This is a genomic window from Streptomyces sp. NBC_00988 (assembly GCF_045162645.1).
Taxonomy (GTDB): domain Bacteria; phylum Actinomycetota; class Actinomycetes; order Streptomycetales; family Streptomycetaceae; genus Streptomyces.
The window spans coordinates 11916369-11934681 of record NZ_CP108730.1 but is presented as its reverse complement, the minus strand read 5'-3'; the positions used below and the strand labels follow the sequence as shown (position 1 = coordinate 11934681).

The 18313-nt window shown below is 71.2% G+C and carries 16 protein-coding genes, 1 pseudogene and 1 riboswitch; of the genes and pseudogenes, 4 read left to right on the top strand and 13 right to left on the bottom strand.

What is annotated here, in order from left to right:
- The first annotated feature begins 102 nt into the window (after nt 1–102).
- From OG496_RS53730 to OG496_RS53720, 3 genes are read left to right on the top strand one after another with little or no spacing between them, the layout of a single operon-like run.
- Nucleotides 103–1140, top strand: coding sequence for an FkbO/Hyg5 family chorismatase (locus tag OG496_RS53730; RefSeq protein ID WP_405976284.1), 1038 nt, complete (start codon nt 103–105; stop codon nt 1138–1140).
- The gene (locus OG496_RS53725; RefSeq protein ID WP_405976283.1) at nt 1137–2684 is read left to right on the top strand and encodes a class I adenylate-forming enzyme family protein; all 1548 of its coding nucleotides are present in this window, start codon (nt 1137–1139) and stop codon (nt 2682–2684) included. The genes OG496_RS53730 and OG496_RS53725 overlap by 4 nt, the downstream gene beginning before the upstream one ends.
- Nucleotides 2671–3666 (top strand): DMT family transporter, encoded by a 996-nt coding sequence (locus OG496_RS53720; protein WP_405976282.1) that lies wholly within the window; start codon nt 2671–2673, stop codon nt 3664–3666. The genes OG496_RS53725 and OG496_RS53720 overlap by 14 nt, the downstream gene beginning before the upstream one ends.
- Nucleotides 3667–3726: 60 nt before the next feature.
- Here the strand turns inward: OG496_RS53720 and OG496_RS53715 are convergent, their stop codons facing one another.
- The 12 genes and pseudogenes from OG496_RS53715 to OG496_RS53660 form a co-directional block, all read right to left on the bottom strand.
- On the bottom strand, nt 3727–3954 hold the full coding sequence (locus OG496_RS53715; RefSeq protein WP_405976879.1) for a DUF6059 family protein: 228 nt from the start codon (nt 3952–3954) through the stop codon (nt 3727–3729).
- Nucleotides 3951–5177 carry a dipeptidase gene (locus OG496_RS53710; protein ID WP_405976281.1) on the bottom strand — a complete coding sequence of 409 codons (1227 nt, stop codon included), beginning with the start codon at nt 5175–5177 and terminating at the stop codon, nt 3951–3953. The genes OG496_RS53715 and OG496_RS53710 overlap by 4 nt, the downstream gene beginning before the upstream one ends.
- Nucleotides 5174–6859 carry a dipeptide ABC transporter ATP-binding protein gene (locus OG496_RS53705; protein ID WP_405976280.1) on the bottom strand — a complete coding sequence of 562 codons (1686 nt, stop codon included), beginning with the start codon at nt 6857–6859 and terminating at the stop codon, nt 5174–5176. The genes OG496_RS53710 and OG496_RS53705 overlap by 4 nt, the downstream gene beginning before the upstream one ends.
- Nucleotides 6852–7832 carry an ABC transporter permease gene (locus OG496_RS53700; RefSeq protein ID WP_405976279.1) on the bottom strand — a complete coding sequence of 327 codons (981 nt, stop codon included), beginning with the start codon at nt 7830–7832 and terminating at the stop codon, nt 6852–6854. Before OG496_RS53700 ends, OG496_RS53705 begins: the two co-directional genes overlap by 8 nt.
- 3 nt (nt 7833–7835) lie before the next feature.
- Complete coding sequence (locus OG496_RS53695) at nt 7836–8921, bottom strand: ABC transporter permease (RefSeq protein WP_405976278.1); 1086 nt, start codon at nt 8919–8921, stop codon at nt 7836–7838.
- Nucleotides 8918–10552 carry an ABC transporter substrate-binding protein gene (locus tag OG496_RS53690; RefSeq protein ID WP_405976277.1) on the bottom strand — a complete coding sequence of 545 codons (1635 nt, stop codon included), beginning with the start codon at nt 10550–10552 and terminating at the stop codon, nt 8918–8920. The genes OG496_RS53695 and OG496_RS53690 overlap by 4 nt, the downstream gene beginning before the upstream one ends.
- Before the next feature lie 232 nt (nt 10553–10784).
- A riboswitch (SAM riboswitch) is annotated at nt 10785–10894 on the bottom strand.
- Nucleotides 10895–10970: 76 nt separating this feature from the next.
- Nucleotides 10971–11507: pseudogene (locus OG496_RS53685) on the bottom strand (AAA family ATPase).
- A gap of 5 nt (nt 11508–11512) precedes the next feature.
- Nucleotides 11513–12577: an LLM class flavin-dependent oxidoreductase gene (locus tag OG496_RS53680; protein WP_405976276.1), complete on the bottom strand. Its 1065-nt coding sequence runs from the start codon at nt 12575–12577 to the stop codon at nt 11513–11515.
- A 281-nt stretch (nt 12578–12858) separates the two neighbouring features.
- Complete coding sequence (locus OG496_RS53675; RefSeq protein WP_405976275.1) at nt 12859–13407, bottom strand: AAA family ATPase; 549 nt, start codon at nt 13405–13407, stop codon at nt 12859–12861.
- Nucleotides 13408–13455: 48 nt separating this feature from the next.
- Nucleotides 13456–13884, bottom strand: coding sequence for an ATP-binding protein (locus OG496_RS53670; RefSeq protein ID WP_405976274.1), 429 nt, complete (start codon nt 13882–13884; stop codon nt 13456–13458).
- Between the two features lie 79 nt (nt 13885–13963).
- On the bottom strand, nt 13964–14110 hold the full coding sequence (locus tag OG496_RS53665) for a hypothetical protein (RefSeq protein WP_366495711.1): 147 nt from the start codon (nt 14108–14110) through the stop codon (nt 13964–13966).
- Between the two features lie 152 nt (nt 14111–14262).
- The gene (locus OG496_RS53660; RefSeq protein ID WP_405976273.1) at nt 14263–15099 is read right to left on the bottom strand and encodes a helix-turn-helix domain-containing protein; all 837 of its coding nucleotides are present in this window, start codon (nt 15097–15099) and stop codon (nt 14263–14265) included.
- A gap of 112 nt (nt 15100–15211) precedes the next feature.
- Here OG496_RS53660 and OG496_RS53655 point away from each other — a divergent pair, with 112 nt between their 5' ends.
- Nucleotides 15212–15805, top strand: a complete 594-nt coding sequence (locus OG496_RS53655; protein WP_405976272.1) for an NADPH-dependent FMN reductase — start codon at nt 15212–15214, stop codon at nt 15803–15805.
- On the opposite strand, the gene OG496_RS53650 is transcribed toward OG496_RS53655, so the two are convergent.
- Nucleotides 15793–18120 carry an FUSC family protein gene (locus tag OG496_RS53650; RefSeq protein WP_405976271.1) on the bottom strand — a complete coding sequence of 776 codons (2328 nt, stop codon included), beginning with the start codon at nt 18118–18120 and terminating at the stop codon, nt 15793–15795. The two genes, OG496_RS53655 and OG496_RS53650, sit on opposite strands and share 13 nt — an antisense overlap.
- Between the last annotated feature and the right edge of the window lie 193 nt (nt 18121–18313).

Below are 18313 nucleotides of genomic sequence, written 5' to 3'. Positions count from 1 at the left end.
CCCTCGGGCGCTTTGTTCACCGTCCCGCAACACCTGGGCAGCGCACGCCGGTTGACCGCAGCCACCACACCCCGGACGGCAGCGGCAGAGACAAGGAGATTCATGAGCAACCGTCAGCCCGAGGCACGCTTGCAGGGCCTCTGGTCCGACCTGGTTCCCGTCGCCGCGCCGGAGCGGCCACCGACCTCGCGCGGCACCGTCCTGGGGCGGATCCGCTTCACCCACACCCCGGCCGAAGCCGCCCTGGACGACGCCACTCCGCTCCTGACCACCCACATGACCAACGAGCACGTCCGTCCCGTCGAGGAGATCTGGCGGACCGCTCTGCCCGTCCGGAGCGGCAGCGCCGGCGACGCCGTGTTCGCCGAGGACGGCGAGCACCTCTTCTACGCGGTACGCCTCGGCCCCCAGCCGGTGTACCGCCGACCGGTGCGCGAACTGTACGAGAACGCCCTGGAGTTCGCCTGGGAGCGCGGCTACACCGACCTGGTCCGCATGTGGAACCTCATCGGCGGCATCACCAGCCCGAACGCGGACGGCCTGGAGATCTACCGCGACTTCTGCGTGGGCCGGGCGGAGGCGTTCGCCGCCTACGCCGACCGCTTCCCCCAGCTGTCGGCCGCCACCGGTATCGGCACCCTCTCGCCGGGCGTCGACGTCTGCTTCCTCGCGGCGAAGCCGGGGCGGGCCGTCCACCTGGAGAACCCGCGGCAGACACCCGCCTACAAGTACCCCTCCCAGTACGGGCCGAAGTCGCCGAGCTTCGCCCGGGCCACGTTCCTCAAGGACGTCGGCAGCCCGGAGGCCGTAACAGGGACCCTCTTCGTCTCGGGCACGGCCAGCATCCTGGGCGACGACACGGTACACGCCGACAACGCTGCCCTGCAGACCGAGGAGACGCTGCGCAACATCGAGGCACTCGTCGGCGGCGACAACCTCCGCGCCCACGGCCTGGACGGTGCCGGGTACGACGTCAAGGACCTCGACCAGGTCAAGGTCTATGTGCGCGACGCCGAGCACCTTCCCGTCGTACGGAGCATCTGCGAGTCGTCGCTCCCCGCCGACACGGACATCTCGTATTTCAATGTCGCGGTCTGCCGGCCCGACCTGCTGGTCGAGATCGAGGGAGTGTGCAGATGACGGACATCCTCACGGACATACCCGCCGCGCCGGCCGAGACCGTCCCGGCGGACGGCAACCTCTCCGTACGGCTGGAGGACCTCGCGCGCCGCAACGGCTGGCTCGGCAGGACCGCGTATCTCCAGGGCACGCACCGCTACACCTACGGCGAGGTGTACGAGCAGGTGCGCCGCACCTCGGGGGCCCTGCGCCGCCTCGGTGTCGGGCGCGGGGACCGGGTGCTGCTGGCGCTTCCCGACAGCGTCGCCTTCGTGGTGACGTTCCTGGCCGTCCTGCGGATCGGCGCCGTGGCCGTACCGGTCAACACCTTCTTCCACGCCGACGAGTTGCGCTCCAGCGAGGAGATCGCCGAGGCCTCACTGGTCGTCGCCGACGCATCGCTCCGCGAGGAGTTCCGCGGCCGCAGCGTGACCCCGAGAGAACTGACGGAGGCCCACGACCCCGCGGGCGCCGGCGCTCCGGAGCCGCTCGCGTCGGACGCCCCCGCCTTCGCCGTGTTCACGTCCGGCACCACGGGCGCACCCCGCCTGTGCTTCCACGACCACGGCGACGCCCTCCACTTCGACCGGGCGATCGGCGGCGTCCTCGCGCTCCGCCAGGGCGAGGTCTGCTACTCCGTGTCGCGGATGTACTTCGCCTACGGGCTGGGCAACTCGGTGCTCCTGCCCCTCCAGCGCGGCGCCGTGGTCGTCCTGTCCCCGCAGCGCGCGGACGAGACGAACGTCCCCCGGCTCCTGGAACGCCACGGTGTGAGCGTCTTCTACGCCCAGCCCAGTTTCTACGCCCGGCTGCTCGCCCGCCCGCGAACGGCTGACCTGCTGGGCCGGTTGCGGCTGGCCCTGGTCGCCGGCGAGACGCTGCCCCGGCCGCTGGAGGACCGACTGCGCCGCGTCCTCGGAGCACGGCTGCTGAACATCTGCGGCACCAGCGAGATCGGGCACGCCGTCCTGGCCAACGGCCCGGACGAGATCCACCCGTACAGCCTGGGCCGCATCCTGCCGCCGTACCGGGTACGCGTCGTCGACGACGCGGGCGAGCCCGTCCCGGACGGCGAGGTCGGGCAGTTGCAGATCTCCGGCCCCGGCATCGGCCCCGGCGTGCGGCGCGGCGGCCTGCCGCCGCACCGGCTCGGCCCGGACGAGTGGTTCGCCACCGGGGACTCCGCACGCGTCGACGCCAAGGGTCTGGTGTGGCTGCTCGGACGGGTCGACGACATCGAGATCGTCGCCGGAGCCAACGTCCACCCCATCGAGGTGGAGGACCTGATCACCGGCATCGCCGGGGTACGCGAGGCCGCCGTCTGCTCGGTACGCCGGGCCGACGGCACGACCAGCCTGCGTGCCTACGTCGTCGCCGAGCCCGGAGTGGACCGGCCCGCCACGCTGGCGGCCACCATCCGCTCGACCACCGCGTCGAAGCTCACTTGGTACAAGGTCCCCCAGGACGTCGAGTTCATCGACGCGTTGCCCCGCAACAGCACAGGAAAGATTCTCCGCCGCGTCCTGCGCGGAGCGAACAGGGAGTTGCCCGATGGCACAGCATGAGACGTCCCCGGCCACCGCGAAGACACCGCCCAGCGCGTTGGCCGCCGCAGTACTCACCATGGTGTTGTGGGCCTCGGCGTTCGTGGCGATCCGGCACATCGGCGAGAGCGTGCGCCCCGGCCCTCTCGCGCTCGGCCGTCTCCTCGTCGGCGCCGTCGCGCTCCTCGCCGTCGTGGCGTTCCGGCGCGAGGGGCTGCCGCCGCGTGCCGCGTGGCCCGGGATCGCCGGCATGGGCGTGTTCTGGTTCGGGCTGTACATGGTGGCGCTGAACTGGGGCGAGCAGCACACGGACGCGGGGACGGCGGCGCTGCTCATCGGCGCCGGTCCGCTGCTGGTGGCGCTGCTCGCCGGGTTCCTGCTGCACGAGGGCTTCCCGCGTCCCCTGCTCATCGGCCTCGCGGTGGCCTTCGCGGGCGCGGCGCTGGCGGGGGCGTCCAGCGGGGGCGGCGATTCGGCTCTCATCGGTGTGCTGCTCTGCCTGGCAGCGGCGGCTGGTCACGCCGTCGGCGTCATCTTCCAGAAGCCCGCGCTCTCGCACGCATCGCCGTTGCAGGTCACGGCCTACGCCAGCACGATCGGCGCGGTCGCCTGCCTGCCCTTCGCGGGTCAGCTCGTCACGGATCTGGGCGACGCGTCGGCCGGGGCCTGGGCGGGCGTGGTGTACCTGGGGCTGCTTCCGACGGCGCTGGCCTTCTGGACCTGGTCGTACGCGCTGGCGCACATGCCGGCGGGGCGGCTGGGAGCGGTGACGTACATCGTGCCCGCCCTCACCGTCCTGCTGGCCTGGCCCACGCTGGGCGAGTTCCCCTCCGGCCTGGCCTTCGCCGGGGGTGCGCTGTGCCTGCTCGGCGTGGGCCTCTCACGCCGTCAGCCGCGCCCCACACCCGAACCGGCCTCGTCGCCGACTCCTCAGCCCGCGTCCGTCGGCGAGGGCCGCGGTGAGACCGCCGACGTCTCAGGGCCGGTGCTGGCGCAGGACTGAACGCGGTCGGCGGTCCGCCCGCGCCCAGTGCCCGGGCATGAGCGGACCGCCGGACCCTTCTCAGACCTTTTGATCGAGAGCGGACCACAACTCCCGCTCCACATCCGTCAGCGGGATGTGTCCGGCGAGACACTCCGGGTGGCCGGACGGCAGTCCGCCGTACGGCTCCGGTCTCTTCGCGTGGGCCGAGAGCTCGGGCACCGGAAGTCCCCCCAGGCAGCAGCCGACCGCGAGCAGACCCGGCGTCCACCGGGCGAACGCGTCGGCCCATCGGCGTGCGCGGCTCACCGCAACGGTGCCGTCGGCCACAGCGGTTCGGTCGCGCGGTGCTCGGCCTCGCGCAGAACGCGCAGCACGTTGCGGCCGCTCAGTGCCTCCAGGTCGGGCCGGGACCAGCCGCGGTCGGCGAGTTCGCGCAGCAGCACCGGGTAACCGGAGACGTCGGCGAGTCCGGTGGGCTGATGGTCGACGCCGTCGTAGTCACCGCCGAGGCCGATGTGGTCGCGGCCTGCCACCTCGCGGGCGTGCTCGACATGGTCGGCGACCTGGGACACCGTCACCTCGGGCCGGGGATGTTCCTCGGTCCAGCGCACCAGCCGGTCGTCGGCGGACGCCGCGAAACCGGCCGCGAGCTCCTTGGCGACCTGGGCCGGGTCCTCGCCCGGCCGTGGTGCGCGTGGCCAGGTCCAGGGGTGCGCCGGCAGCCCGAGACGTTCCCGTTCGGCCTGCAACTCCTGCGCCCATTCTGCGACTTCGGCCGAGATGAAGTACGGAACGAAGGTGAGCTGGATGACACCGCCGTTGTCCCGCAGCAGCTCCAGGACCGGGTCGGCGACGTTGCGCGGATGGTCGTTGAGGGCGCGTACGGAGGAGTGGCTGAACAGCACCGGGGAGGTCGAGGCGGCGAGCGCCGCGCGCTGGGTGGAGTCGGCGACGTGGGAGAGATCCACGAGCACGCCGGTGCGGTTGAGTTCGGCGACGATCGCGCGGCCCGTGTCGTTCAGACCGCCGACGCCGGGCTCGTCGGTGGCCGAGTCCGCCCAGGTGGTGTTGTCGTTGTGGGTGAGGGTCACGTACCGGACGCCGAGCCGGGCGTAGGACCGCAGGACGCCCGGTGACTCGGCGAGGCTGTGGCCGCCCTCGATGCCGAGCAGGGAGGCGATCCGTCCGTCGGCGAGCGCGTCCTCTACGTCGGCCGCGGTGTAGGCGATCCGCAGGGCGTCCGGGTAGCGGGCGACGAGCCGGTACACGGCGTCGATCTGCTCCAGCGTGGCCACCACGGCCTCGGGTTCGGGGAGTCGGGACGAGACGTACACCGACCAGAACTGCGCGCCGACCCCTCCGGCGCGCAGTCTGGGCAGGTCGGTGTGGAGGTCGGGGCGGCCGTCGTCCAGCCCCTCGACGCTGTAGCCGGAGCGGGCCCGCAGCGCCAGGGGGAGGTCGTTGTGACCGTCGATGACGGGGGTGCTGCTCAGTACCTCTTCGACGAGGTCCACCACGGTGTCGCTCATGCGCGTGCCACTCCTTCGTCCAGCGCCTCGGAGGCATCGACGGTCCGGTCCCTGCGGCGGCTCTGCCGTACCGGGTCGGCGACGGGCAGGGAGGCCACCAGCCGCCGCGTGTAGTCGTCCTGTGGACTGCCCAACACCGCGGCCGTGGAACCGGACGCGGCGATCCGGCCGCGGTGCAGCACGACGACACGGTCGGCGACCTGCTCGACCACCGCGAGGTCATGGCTGATGAACAGGGCCGCGAAGCCCAACTCCCGTTGCAGTTCGGTGAAGAGGTCGAGCACCTTGGCCTGGACGGACACATCGAGGGCGGAGGTCGGCTCGTCCGCGACGATCAGCGGGGGCCGCAGGGCGAGCGCCCGGGCCAGCGCCGCGCGTTGCCGTTGGCCGCCGCTGAGTTCGTGCGGATAGCGGTCGCCGTAACTGCTGGGCAGATGGACGGAGTTCAGCAGCGCCTCGACCTCGGCTCGGATGGCCTCGGCCCCGAGTTCGCGCCGGTGGACGGTGAGTGGTTCCGCGATGCTGTCGGCGACGGTGAGGAGCGGGTTGAAGCTGGCGGCGGGGTCCTGGAAGACGTAGCCGATGTGGCCGGCCCGGCCGCGGGTGCGGCGGCGGGTCGTCAACGGCTCGCCGAACACGGTGAGTTCACCGCCGGTGGCGGCCGTCAGACCGGCGACCGCTCGGCCGATGGTGGTCTTGCCGCTGCCGCTCTCCCCCACCAGCCCGAGCACCTCGCCCGGCCGGATCTCGAAGCTCACACCGTCGACCGCCCGGAAGCCCGTCCTCCCCAGTCGCCCGGGGTAGTCCACGACCAGCCCGGCGGCCCGCACGACGGGCTGCCCGTCACCCGTCGCGGAGGTCGGCGTCCGGCTCTGCTCTCCGAAGACCGGTACGGCGGCGAGCAGTTCGCGGGTGTACGGGTGGGCGGGCGCCGCGAACAGGTCGCGGACCGGGGCCTGTTCGACGACCACGCCCTCGCTCATCACGGCCACCCGGTCCGCGAGGTCGGCGACGACGCCCATGTTGTGAGTGATGAGGAGGACGGCGGTGCCGAAGTCGGTGCGGCAGCGGTGCAGGAGTTCGAGGATCTCCGCCTGGACGGTGACGTCGAGGGCCGTGGTGGGTTCGTCGGCCACGATGAGCCGGGTGCCGAGGGCGAGGGCCATGGCGATGACGGCACGTTGCTTCTGGCCGCCGGACAACTGGTGGGGGTAGTGGTTCACGCGGGTGGCGGGGTCGGGGATGCCGACCTTGTCGAGCCAGTCGACGGCCAGGGCCCGCCGTTCGGCCTTGCTGCCGCCGTGTCCGTGGGCTCGGAGGCCTTCGGTGAGCTGCCATCCGATGGTGAAGACGGGGTTCAGCGCGGTGGAGGGTTCCTGGAAGACCATCGCGGCGTGGGTGCCGCGCAGGGCGCGCAGTCGGGCCGGGGACGCGGTGAGGACGTCCTCAGCCGGGTCGGCGGTGCCGTCGCCGAGCAGGACCCGGCCGCGGGCGGTCGCGGTGGCGGGGAGCAGTCCCAGGACCGACTTGGCGGTGACGGTCTTGCCGCTGCCGCTCTCACCGACGAGGGCCAGTACTTCGCCCGGGGCGACGGACAGGCTGACCCCTTTCACCGCGGGGGCGGTGCCGGCGTCGGTGGCGAAGGTGACGTGCAGGTCCTCGATGCGCAGGAGGTCAGTCATCGTCCGCGCCTCCGTCCGTTCCGGTGGCGGTCGTCTTCGCGGTCGTGCCGCCGCGTCGGCGCAGCCGCGGGTCGGCGAGGTCGGTGAGGCTCTCGCCGAGCAGGGTCGTGCCGAGCACGGTGAGCACGATGGCCAGGCCCGGTGGGATCGCGGTCCACCACAGCCCCGAAGTGACGTCCGCGACCGAGCGGTTGAGATCGTAGCCCCATTCGGCCGCGGAGTTGGGTTCGATGCCGAAGCCGAGGAAGCCGAGCCCGGCGAGGGTGAGGATCGCCTCGGAGGCGTTGATGGTGAAGATCAGCGGGAGGGTGCGGACGGAGTTGCGCAGCACGTGCCGGAACATGATCCGCCAGGTGCCGGTGCCGATCACCCGGGCCGCGTCGACGAAGGGCTCGGCCTTCACCCGGGTCACTTCGGCCCGTACAACACGGAAGTACTGCGGTACGAACGCCACGGCGACCGAGCAGGCCGCCGCGCCGAGGCCGCCGACGAGGCTGGACTGTCCGCCGCTGATCACGATCGACATGACGATGGCGAGCAGCAGCGGCGGGAACGCGTAGAGCGCGTCGGCCAGCCCCACCAGCAGCCGGTCAAGGCGCCCTCCGAGATAGCCGGAGGCCAGCCCGAGCACGGTGCCGGGAATCACGGAGAGCAGCAGCGCGGCGAGGATGATCTCCAACGCGGTCCTGGCACCCCACACCGTGCGCGAGAGCACGTCGTACCCGGCGATGGTGGTGCCCAGCGGATGCGCACTGCTGGGATGTTGCTGCGAGCCGAACAGCCGTCCCCCTTCCTGGAGTTGGGCGTATCCGTACGGGGCGAGGAGTGGCCCGAGGAGGGCGGTGAGGACGAACAGCACGGTGAGTACGGCGCCGGTGAGGAGCATGGCGCGCTGTACCGAGCCGCCGGTGCGCAGCCGTGCACGCAGGCGGTCCGGCAGCAAGGTGGGCCGTCGCACGAGGAGTTGGGCCACGGCTCAGTTCCTCACTCGGGGATCGATGAGGGCCGCGACCACGTCGACGAGGAAGTTCGTCACCGCCACGACGACGGCGAACAGGGCCACGATGCCCTGTACCGCCGGGAAGTCACGGACCGTCAGATAGTGGGCGAGTTCGTAGCCGAGGCCCTTCCACTCGAAGGTGGTCTCCGTCAGCACCGCTCCGCCGAGCAGCCCGGCGACCTGGAGTCCCAGGACGGTGACGACGGGGATCAGCGCGGGCCGGGTGGCGTGCCGGGTGACCAGGCGGAAGGGTGCGACGCCTCGGGAGCGGGCGGCCTCGACGTAGTCGGCGCCGAGGGTGCCGATCAGGTTCGTGCGGACCAGCCGCAGCAGGATGCCGGCGACGAGCAGACCCAGCGCCAGGCCGGGCAGTACGGCGTGCTTGAGCACGTCGGTGACGGCCGCGCCGTCGCCGCTGCGGACGGCGTCGAGGAGGTAGAAGCCGGTCGTGCTGGTCTGGTTCTGCAGGAAGAGCTGGACATCGGTGCTCGCCCGGCCGGACGCGGGCAGCCAGCCGAGCTGGATGGCGAAGACCAGCTTCAGCAGCAGGCCCACGAAGAACACGGGGGTGGCGTAGGTGAGGACGGCGAACAGGCGCAGTGCCGCGTCGGGCGCGCGGTCCCGGTACGAGGCCGCGACCATGCCCAGGGGTACGCCGACGGCGAGGGCCACGAGGAGGGCGTAGCAGGCGAGTTCGACGGTGGCGGCGCCGTAGGTGCCCAGGACGTGGGTGACCGGTTCGTTGTCGGTGACGGTGCGGCCGAAGTCGCCGGTCGCCAGGGACTTCAGGTAGTCCAGGTACTGGGTGAGCAACGGCCGGTCGTAGCCCGCCTGGTGGAGCTTCGCGTGGAGCTGGTCCGGGGTGAGCCGGTCGCCGAAGGCGGCGCTGATCGGGTCGCCGGTGGCGCGCATCAGGAAGAAGACCAGGCTGACCAGGATGAACACGGTGGGGAGGATGAGGAGGAAGCGGACCAGCAGGTAGCGGGCGAGTCCGTACCCGCCAGCGCCGTCGGCGGGGCTGCCGACGACGCCGGGGGTCGTCTCCTGGGTCAGGGCGCTCACTTCGTCGACAGTCCTGCCCAGCGGAAGGTGTACGCGCTGGTCAGCGCGTCCGGCACACCGCCGACATCGGTGCGGGTGACGATCGCGGTGGACCCCTGGAGCAGCGGCAGCAGCGGCACCTGCGCGGCGGCCTTGTCCTGGGCCTGCTTGAGGAGTTCGGCGCGCTTGGCCGCGTCGGTCTCGGTCTCCTCCTTCTGGATCAGCGACCGTACGGCGGGGTCGTCGTAGCCGTTGGCGACCCAGCTGTTGGCCGAGTAGAAGGGCGAGAGGTAGTTGTCGGCGTCCAAGTAGTCGGCGTACCAGCCGAGTTGGTAGAGCGGGTAGAGGTGCTTGACGCGGTCCTTGCCGTACTGGGTCCACTCGGTGGACTGGAGGTTCACCTTGAACAGCCCCGTCGCTTCGAGCTGGGTCTTGACGAGCGCGTACTCGTCGGCCGAGGACGAGCCGTAATGGTCGCTGTTGTACTGGAGGTTGAGGGTGACGGGAGTGGTCACCTTCGCCGCCTTCAGCCGTGCGGCGGCCACTGTCTTGTCGGGGCCGCCCTTCTTGTCGCCGTAGAGCGACTTGAAGGAGTCGGTGGCGCCGGTGAGTCCGTCGGGCACCGAGCTGTACAGCGGCTGGTAGCTGTTCTTGTAGACCTGCTGGGCGAGTTGGGCCCGGTCGACGGAGTCGGCGACGGCCTGGCGGACGGCCAGCGCCTTGGTCTTGTCGGCGTCCTTGGTCTTGGTGCCGTAGGGCTGGGTCTGGAGGTCGAAGACGATGTAACGGATGCCGTTGCCGGAGCCGGTGTGGACCTTGATGTCCTTCTTCTTGGCCAGGTCGTCGAGGTCGGCGGTGGTGAGGGTGCGGTAGACGGCGTCGACGGTGCCCTGCTGGACGTCGAGCTTCAGGTTGCTGGCGTCGGTGTAGTACTTGAGCTGGATGTTCTTGGTCTTCGGGGTGCCCAACTGGCCGCCGTAGGCGCTGTTTTCGGTGAAGGAGACGAGCGAGTTCTTGTCGTAGTCAGTGACGCCGTACGGGCCGTTCCAGGGCTTGGCCGTGACGATGGCCTTGTCGTCGAGGATCTTGTCCGCGGGGAAGGTCTGTTCGTCGACGACGTAGCCGGCCGCGGTGGACAACACCTGGGGGAACAGAGTGTCGTTGGCGGACTTGAGGGTGAAGACGACCGTGGTCGGTGACGGGGCGGCGACCGAGGCGAGGTTGTACAGGAGCGACGAGGGGCCGTTCTCGTCGGCGATCTTCAGGGTCCGGTCGAAGCTGAACTTGACGTCGGAGGAGGTGAGTTGGTGACCGTTCGCGAACTTCAGGCCCTTCCTGAGCGTCACCGTGTATTGCTTGGGACCCGTCAGTTCGATGCCGGTGGCGAGGTCCGGGGAGACCTCGGTGGCGCCGTTCCTCACGCTGAGGAGGGTCGCGTAGACCTCGCTCTCGATGGTGCCGGAGCCCGCGTCCCAGGCGCCCGCCGGGTCGAGGCTGGTCACCTGGTCGGTGGTGCCGACGGTGATCGTCGGACCGCCGGAAGCAGCGGTGGTCCTGCTGCTGGTGCAGCCGGTGAGGGCGACCAGGAAGGCCGTGCCGAGGGACAGGGCGCCGAGGGGCCGAAGAGGTCTGTGGGTGCTGGAGTGTGCCATGGCTGGTCTCTGTCTCCGCATGGGTGGGTGCGCGAAAGGGGTGCGGCGGCAGGACATGCCGGGCGCGCGCTGTCGCGTGAAGGGTGAGGGTGGAGGTGCCGCGCGAGGAACGGGTCAGCTGTGACAGAGACAGCTGGAGACCAGCAGCAGATCCACATGACGCCGGGAGCACAGCACGAGGCCGGTTGCCACGTCGTCCTCCTAGGGGTGTCGCCGGCAACTGAGGCCGGTGGGAACGCACTTGCAGAACAGGAACATCCGCCGAGCCGTCACCTGGGGCACCCCACTGCGTCGAGGGTTGCCGTCCGGCCAGCCAGGGCTTGATCACCGGAACTCGTAGCTCGCGCTCACCGTAGATCGACTGTTCTTCCGGCGTCAAGACGCCCCCGGGCCTCGCACCGGTGCGAGGGGAAAGCACTCACCGCCGCGGCAGGAGCTGGAGTCGATCGAGGTGGTGGAGAAGGGAGTTGAGCGATTCCCGCGGTCGGTCCCCGGCGGTGTCGAGGGTGATGTGGTCACGGTTCCAGGGTTCTTAGTCCCGCCGGCGGACCTGCTGCCAGTCCGGAAGCGGCAGATCGGGAATGTCGACCGACCGGGATGTCACCCGCTGCCGATGCTCGGCCGGATCCGAGCAGATCACTTCGACCTCCACGACCGGAACGCCCGCCCGGGCCCCCACGTCGCGCCAGCTGTCGCGGGTGACGGCCAGCGGATTGACCGACTCCGCGATCACGGTGAGACCCTGCCGGAGGTGTTCCTCGGCCAGGGCGTACCCGACGACGTAGCCGGCCGGCCCGACGGGATGCCGCGCCAGGCCAGAGCGGACGAGGGCCTGCTCGATGGTGTCGACGCGCAGGTGTACCGCCCCGATGCGTGCGGCCAGGAGTCGGGACAGCGTGGTCTTCCCGGTGCCGGGGAGTCCGCCGATGACGACGAGGACGGCGTTCGACAGCACGCGGATCAGCGCAGCCGGGGCAGGAGTTGGTCTCCGACGCGGATGATCTCCTGTTTGTAGGGCGTGTCGGAGAGGACGAAGTGGGTGATGCCGAGCTTGCGGTAGTTGTCCAGCGCCGTGGCCACGGCGGCGGCGGAGCCGACCAGCCAGGTCGTCGCCGCTCCCCCGCCGCCGAACCTGCCCGGTGTGGTGTAGAGGCAGGTGTCGAGCACCTCGCCCCGGGCGGCGAGGTCGTAGAGCCGCTGCTGTCCGACGGCCGCCTTCCGGTTCCCCGTCCAGGTCAGCTCGTCACCTGGGCCGGCCGCCATGCGCGCGACCCTCTCCTGCGCCGCCCGCCACGCCTCCTCCGTGGTGTCGCGCACCACGGTGGTGATCCGCAGGCCGAATTCGAGTGGCCGGTGCCGACGGCCGACCTGGTCGCTCAACGCCCTGAGCCGGTCGACGCGTTCGGCGAGTCCGGCGAGGGGTTCGCCCCAGAAGAGCTGCACGTCCGCCTCGGCCGCCGACACCCGCTCGGCGGCCTCGGACGCGCCGCCGAAGTAGAGCGTCGGATGTGCTCTGCCGGCCGTCGTCCAGGGGCGGGGCGCGACCGTGGAGCCGCTCACCTGGAAGTGGTCACCGGCGAACGTCACGTCCTCCTCGGTCCACAGTCGTCGTACGAGATGCAGGAACTCCTGGGTGCGCGCGTACCGTTGGGCCGGATCGCTGCGGGTGTCGCCGTAGGCGGCCAGGTTGTCGAGGCCGCTGACGATGTTGACGAGGACCCGGCCGCGGCTGAGCTGGTCCAGGGTCGCCGCCGCGGCGGCGAAGTGGGCCGGCTGCCAGTAGCCGGGACGAATCGCGATCAGGGGCTTGAAGGTGGTGGTCCGGGCGGCGAGCGCGGTGGCGACGGTGAAGGTGTCGGGACGTCCCCACCCGGTGCCCAGGAGCGCGCCGCCCCAGCCGTGCCGCTCGGCGGTGCGCGCGAGGTCGGTGGAGTACTCGATGGAGCCCCAGCCGTCCGTCGTGTCGTCGCCGCGGTGGCCCGGCTCGACGGTGTTGGGGATGTACCACAGGAATTCCGGGCTCATCGTGCTTCCGATCGCAGCGTGACCGACGGCGGACCGAGGGGTGCCCGGGTCGGTGAGTGCAGGGGGCGTCCGTCGAACCGCGGCCGAGGTCGGCCGGGAGGAGGGGAACGCGGCGTGGATCTGTGGATCTGCGAGCCGTGGATCAGAGGATCAACACAGGGCGCTGGACACGCGGACGAGGTCGACGCAGCGCTCCTTGGTGAGCAGCAGGACCTCGGTCATGTGATCGAGTTTCCGAGGCATCGACCCCAATGTCAATGCGCCCCGGGTCGGCGGGGTCATCACACCGAGAGCCGCGCCATGGTCTCCGCGATCGACGCCACCCGATCGGCGATGTCACCGGCCGGCACCTCCACGAGGTCGTAGCCGAACCGCCGATAGCTCTGTTCGTGGATCCGCTCGAACTCCAGGGACTCCTGGTAGCTGATCCGGCGTGCGGCGGTCGGTTCACAGAATCCGATGGTGCGGACGAAGAAGACGTGCCGTTCGTAGACCCGCTCGCGGGTGATCCTGTCGATCTCGGCGGAGAGCGTCTCGGGGACGGGTCGTCCGAGGTAGACGCTGAGGGCGTGTGTGCAGATCGGAGACCTGTCGTAGACCTGCGTGGTCGTGTCTCCCGTCGCGGACGTCATCTGCCGTCGGCGCTGGAGGGCGGCGACCTGCTCGACGAAGTCGGCCCGGGTCCAGGGCTCGGCCTCCCCTGCGGCTTGCCCGTCCGCGATGACCGCGGTCGCCGCCTCTTCGACGATGTCGAAGCCGCGTTCTCGCAGTCGACGGAGGATCGTTGTCTTCCCGGCGCCGGGCGCACCGGTGAGGACGTACCGCTTCATCGTGAACCCCTGGAGCCTTTCGGGCCGTTGCTGTGGACGTGCGTCGGGTCAACGGTCCCGCGATGGCGCGGACGCGTCGGGGACATGGAAACACGCGCTGACGGACTTGCCGTGGGGGCAGGAGTGCGACTCCCAGGTGTCGGCCACCGCGTCCACGAGGAGCATTCCGCGTCCGCCGAGGCGCTCCGTGCTCGCCTCGCGCGGAGTGGGCAGGTCGCTGGACTTGTCGTGGACGGAGACGTGCAGGCAGTGGTCGTCGCACGTCATCACCAACTGGGCGCTGCTGTGGGCGTGCCGGTGCGCGTTGGTGACCAGTTCGGAGACGGTGAGCAGTACGGCGTCCACCGTTTCCGGAGCGGTGGTGGTCCAGTCGAGCGCCTCCAGATGCTTGCGCGCCCAGTCCCGGGCCGATTTCACCTCGCTGTCCAACGGCAGTGTGCGGGCCCAGCCCACTGCCCGGAGCGACGAACCTTCCACAGCGATCAGTCCTCCCTCGGTAGCGTGCCGCCGCTCAGCCCGGTCCCCCGTGGAACCCACCGGTGTGGGGCGGGTGTTCTCAGCGGCGACCACGAAGCTTGGCCAGCAGGCGCTGGGCCTGGGCCCGGCGGCGCGGATCGGCGGCGGCTCGGCGTACTTGGTCCGCCGTGCGTCGCCCCTGGGGGCTCTTGGCGAACTGCTTGATGCGCTCCATTACGCCCGACATGACGCTCCTCTCCTCTGGTCCGACGAGCATCGAACTGTTCACTGTCCCGGCTACCCCGGCCGGGTCGGATCAGCCATGTCACCTGGTACAGGGCGCGCGACCGCCCTGCGGCGAAGCGGCACCACAAGCCCGTCCACCGGGGTCCGAGTGTGTCAGGAGATGGCCCGGAGCCGACCGTGCGACCGGCGACGGAGTTCGTCGAGGGCCTGCGCCGTGCTGTCGTCCGCGGGCAGCAGCACGACCAACTGCTGTGCGTCCGTGGGGAGTTCGAGCGTCTCACGGAGCAGGTGGAGTGCGCACCCGGACGGGTGGGCGACGCGGAGGGTCCCGCGTCGCGGAACCACATGCCGGTTCAGGCGGCGCGTGAAGTCGGGGCCGGCGACGGACGCGAGTTCCGTGGTGAACCACTCGGAGTTCCCCACGGTCGGTCCGAGCCACAGGTCGAAGGCCTGCTCGTCCGCGACGTCGTCCCAGTCCGTGAAGAACGTCCGTGCGCGGGGGTCGGTGAAGACGTAGCGCGTGAGGTTCGGTGTGTCGGTGTCGAGCAGTCCGGTCCCGCGTACCAGCGACTCGTAGCCGCTGGTGTGGGCGAGGACATCCCCAAGTCGGTTGGTGACCAGGGCGGTTCCGGGTTCGAGGAGACGGAGCGTCCGCAGGATGGACGGACGGACCTCGCGGGGCGGCGGCCCGGGGTGAAGGTGGGCGGAGCATTCGCCGCCGGTGATCTTCGTGAGGTGGCGGAGATGGTCGCGCTCCGACGAGTTGAGGCCGAGCGCGTCGGCAAGGGCGTGCACCACCGCCACCGAGGGATTGCGGTCGCGGCCCTGTTCGATGCGGGTCAGGTACTCGACGCTGATGCCGGCCCGCGCGGCGAGATCCGAGCGCCGTAGACCCGGTGACCGGCGGCGGCCGCGATCGGGCAATCCCAGCGACTGGGGCTGAATGCTGTCTCGCTTGGTCCGGATGAAATCCCCCAACGGCGAACCCATAGCGCGAGTTTACGGCGCTGCCCGCTCGTCGCGGAGTGCTCGGAATGGCCCTGCGGGGGCCAGCCTGAACACGGTCTGGCTGGGAGCGCGGCGGCGTCCGATCGTGGCGGGCATGGAGAACAGACCTCAGCTGGTGATCATCGTCGGAAGTGTGCGTGAAGGACGGTTCGGCCCGGTCGTTGCCTCGTGGGTGGCCCAACAGGCCGGTCTGCACGGTGTATTCAAGGTGGAAGTCGTCGATCTGGCCGAGATCGACGTCCCGTTGGCGCTGCCCGCGGCATCACCGAAGCACGCCCGTGACGACTACCCCCGCCCGGCCGGGATGGCTGCGCTGACCTCGGCTCTGACGAACGCCGACGCGTTCGTCGTGGTCACGCCGGAGTACAACCACAGCTATCCCGCGTCGCTGAAGGCGGCCATCGACTGGCACTTCACGCAGTGGGCGGCCAAGCCGGTCGCCTTCGTCAGCTACGGCGGTGCCGCGGGTGGCCGGCACGCGGTGCTGCACCTGGAGAACGTGCTGACCGAACTGCACGCGGTGACGGTTCGCGACGGTCTCGCCTTTCCGAACTACTTCACGTCGTGGCAGGACGGTCGTCCGCTCGATCCCGGGTCCGCCGCCTACGCCCGGACAGTGCTCGACCAGCTGGCCTGGTGGGCGATCGCGCTGCGATCGGCGCGCGAGGCCGTTCCCTACCCGGGGTGAGGTGGATCGGCCCTCGTCTCACGTGCCGGTTCGCTCGGCTTCGCCGCGGCCGCCAGGCTGGGCTGGAGGCGGCGGGCCGCGTTGAGGTGGTCGGCGGTCCAGATGATGCGGACCGCCGTCGCCGTGGCGTGCCCGTCGTCGCCGCGGAGATCGCGGCGCAGGGAGTGGACCAGGCGTGCCTCCTCGTCGGGGTCGCGGGGCAGCGGAGCGGGTACGGCGGTGTGCCGGCCGAGTCCCGCGGCCAGGTCCCGGTACCAGTCGGCCAGCCGGCCGACCGTGTCGAGCAGCGTGAGCCGGGCCTCGGAGCGATCGGGTTCGATCCGTTCCTCACCGCCGTTGCGCTGCCACAGCTCCAGTACCGCGTCCGAGGCGAGGCGCAGTCCTACGACCCCGGTGACCAGGGTGGTCATGTCGGACAGGCGCACCGGCTTGGCGCCGCGTTCGGCGAGGTAGCTGCGGAAGGCGTCGTCGAGCCGGCGGGCCGCGGCGGCCGCCTGCCGTCCGGCCTCCACCGGGGCATCGGTCGGGATGCAGCCGATGCTGCAGCGACTCGCCGCGTACTCGACCGTGTCGGCCAGGTAGCGGGCGCTTTCGGTGTACGCCGCCGACAGTGCGCGGTCGACGGCGGCCGCGGCGCCACGCGGCCAGAAGAACAGGCCCACCAGGACGCTCACCCCGCATCCGAGGGCGATGTCCTCGATCCGCAGCAGCACGATGTGCCAGTCGGGGTCCTGGCCGATGTTGAACAGGATGACGAGGGTGACGGTGAAGGCCGCCTGGCCGGCCGCGAACGAGATGGCGGCGGGTGCGATGCCGGCGATGAGTACGGCGACGGGGAGGAGGAACCAGAGCACGGTGCTGTGGTGCCCGATGAGCTGGAGCAGTCCGGTCCCGATGAGCGAACCGACCAGCGTGCCGCCCAGGGCGCGGAGCGCGTTCTGGCCGGTGTTGAGCGCGTTGGAACGCAGCACCGACAGGGTCCCCAGCAGGATCCAGAACGAGTGCTGGACACCCGTCACGTTCGCCAGGGCCACGGCGATGCCGAGGCCGAGCGCGCCCCGGAGACTGTTGTGCAGCCAGACCGAGCGCGGCTCCAGGTGTGCGGCGGCGCGCTCGACGGCGGAGGCCAGCGGCTGGGTCAGTGCGCCGGGTTCCGTGCCCAGCAGCCGCTCGGGCCAGCTGCGGCGCTCGGCGGCCGCGGCCAGGTCCACGTTTCCGGCGATCTGGAGGGTGGCGAACCCCAGTTCCTGGGCGCGGAAGGACAGGTCGAGGGTGGCGATGAAGGCGCGGACCTCCGACTCCGTGCCGGGTTTCGGCCGGTGCACGGGCAGTCGGTGGGTGGCACGCGCTTCCATGCCGTCCATGGCGGTACGCAGGTTCGCCAGGGCGGCGCGGAGTGCGTCGGGAGCGTCGCGCGGGGCGTCGAGGATGTCGGCGGCCTCGTCCAGGGCCGTGGCCGCCGCACGCCGTACGGCGTGGGCGTCGGCGTCGCAGGCCCGGGGATCCTCGCCCGGGGGTCCGCTGTCGGCCACGATGGCGCTCAGCCAGGTCAGTTCGTCGACGAGCCGGACCAGGGCGCGGGAGCCGGCGGACAGGCCTGTGGGCCGGTAGAGCGTGGCGTCGAAGGCGGTGCGCAGGTCCGCCGCCGCTGCGGCGGCCTGGCCGGCCGTGACCTCGCACTGCCGGACGGTGGGCGCGTCCGGGCCGCCGGCCAGCCAGGAGGCGTCGGTACGCAGTTGCGCCGCGGCCGCGCGGCAGACCCGGGCGGCGGGTGCGCTGAGCGGGTCCGCGGCGGGCCGGGGCCACAGCAAGGAGATCGCGAGCATGGCGGCCGCCGCCGCGAAGCCCGCTCCGGCGAGCCGGTCGGGGAGCTGTGACAGCGGGGCGGGCGAGGTCACCGGGAGGATGAAGGCCAGCAGCAGTGCGGTCGTCGCGCCCGCGAGGACGGAGCTGACCACGCCGGAGAAGAGGATCAGGAAGCCCACCACGACCATGGCGGTGATCGCGAGCCAGGTCGTGCGGGCCACCAGTGTGCCGAGGCAGATGAGTACCGCCCAGGCCACGGCCAGCCCCACGTGGGCGCGCAGGCGCTGCACCATGGGGCCGGTGAACTCCACCAGCAGGAGCATCGAGAACGAACCGAACGCCGCGTAGGTCGCCATCGTCGCGGAATCCAGCACCTGACTGCACAGGGCGAACAGGGCGGGCATCACCAGCGCGGTGCGCGCGGCCCGCCGGGTCGCCACGAGTCCCGGATCGTGGTCGCGCAACCAGGTGGGGATCCGCCCGCCCAGGACGCGCCGAGGTTTCTCCATGCGCCCGCGCACCTCCTGTCGGCACAACACCCACGTGCCCCGCCGATCACGAGTATCCGGCATTCAGGGCGGCTGGGTCACGGTTCGATGACGAAGGCCCGCGCGATGTGCCTCGCGTGATGGTCCGGGGCGTGGGGGTGGTGGGACGGCGGTCGGGCCCGCCCCGACGGGTCAGCCTCTCGGACCTTCCCTC